Genomic DNA, 1,081 nt, shown 5'->3' with positions numbered 1-1,081 from the left:
ATGTGCAGCCTGGTATAGGCCGACTCCTATCGCCTCATGCCTTAGCAGAACGACGCGTGGTATCGAGCGCCCATGCCCCGCCACCAGCAAAGGCAATGTAGAGGAAGATGAAACAGAAGAGGATCGCAACTTCGCCCATGTTCAGGGCCGGCCAGAAGCCATAGGGCAGGTGGCCCATGAAGTAGGCAGCCGCCATTTCGCCCGAAGCGATGAAAGCGGCGACGCGGGTTCGAAAGCCGACCAGCATCAGAGCGGAGGTGATCACCTCAATCGCACCTGCGATGAGCATGATGGTAGGAAGTGGATAGGGCACGCCTGGAACCGGACCCGGAAATTGCAGGAATTTCATGGTCGCGTGTTCTAGGAAGAGAAGCGCGGTAATGATGCGCAAGATTGCGAGGACGTATGGCGTCCATTTACTGGTATCGGTCATTGAGGGTTTCCAATGTGGTTTGTGTGAGAGATCAGGTGGCGGGTGCCGCCTTCTTCAGTTCTTGGTTTTCTTTCCAGAGCTTCATCGACACGGCGAAGACGCCATCGACATAGTTCCGATAGACCGTCATGCTGGCCGGATCACGGCCTGCCTTGGCTGCAAGGACTGCGACGATGTCGTCGGATTCCGTGACGTATAGGCCGGGCTCAAGCTGAGCGGCGGGAAAGGTAACCTTGTCGAGATGCGGCTGAAGCTCGGCGCGGATCGTCTCTTCGTGTTCGCCGTCTGAAACAAAGTCGCGGGTTTCGACGTCAGAGGCCAGTCCCGCTTCCAGCAGGAAGAGGCGAACCTTGAGGCAGAATGGGCAGTTTTCCTTGAGATAGACGATCGGCCTGAATAGTGCGCTGGTCATTGCGCATCTCCTTTTAGTTGAAGGGCTGAGGGAACATCGCCGAAGCGGAAGCTCGATGCGGTTAGGCCACCGGCGAAGTCGTTCTGGTGATAGGTAACAAAGCCCGGCTCGTCCTCGGCCGCACCCACCGCCACCATCAACGGGATCAGGTGATCTTCACGTGGATGGGCCGCGCGGGCAGCGGGCGCCTTCTCCCATTCGACAAGCCGCTCGGTTCGCTTAGCGAAAGCCGAGTG

At 58.2% G+C, this 1,081-nt stretch carries 2 protein-coding genes and 1 pseudogene; all 3 read right to left on the bottom strand.

Translation table 11 applies throughout. From position 1 onward, the window contains the following. Nucleotides 1-34 precede the first annotated feature (34 nt). Nucleotides 35-433 carry a DoxX family protein gene (locus tag DSM25558_RS27595; protein ID WP_077107789.1) on the bottom strand — a complete coding sequence of 133 codons (399 nt, stop codon included), beginning with the start codon at nt 431-433 and terminating at the stop codon, nt 35-37. A gap of 31 nt (nt 434-464) precedes the next feature. Beyond that, nucleotides 465-845, bottom strand: a complete 381-nt coding sequence (locus DSM25558_RS27590; protein ID WP_077107788.1) for a glutathione S-transferase N-terminal domain-containing protein — start codon at nt 843-845, stop codon at nt 465-467. After that, a pseudogene (locus DSM25558_RS27585) lies at nt 842-1,081 on the bottom strand (dioxygenase); the annotation flags it as partial. The pseudogene DSM25558_RS27585 and the gene DSM25558_RS27590, both read right to left, overlap by 4 nt.

It is taken from the genome of Agrobacterium sp. DSM 25558 (assembly GCF_900100825.1).
Classification (GTDB): domain Bacteria; phylum Pseudomonadota; class Alphaproteobacteria; order Rhizobiales; family Rhizobiaceae; genus Agrobacterium.
Note: the sequence above shows the minus strand (reverse complement) of the source record. Positions and strands in the feature narration are given on the sequence as shown.

What these genes read in the sequence shown, in the direction of transcription:
- DSM25558_RS27595 (WP_077107789.1), bottom strand. Translation starts at nt 433, where the DNA reads ATGACCGATACCAGTAAATGGACGCCATACGTCCTCGCAATCTTGCGC.
- DSM25558_RS27590 (WP_077107788.1), bottom strand. Translation starts at nt 845, where the DNA reads ATGACCAGCGCACTATTCAGGCCGATCGTCTATCTCAAGGAAAACTGC.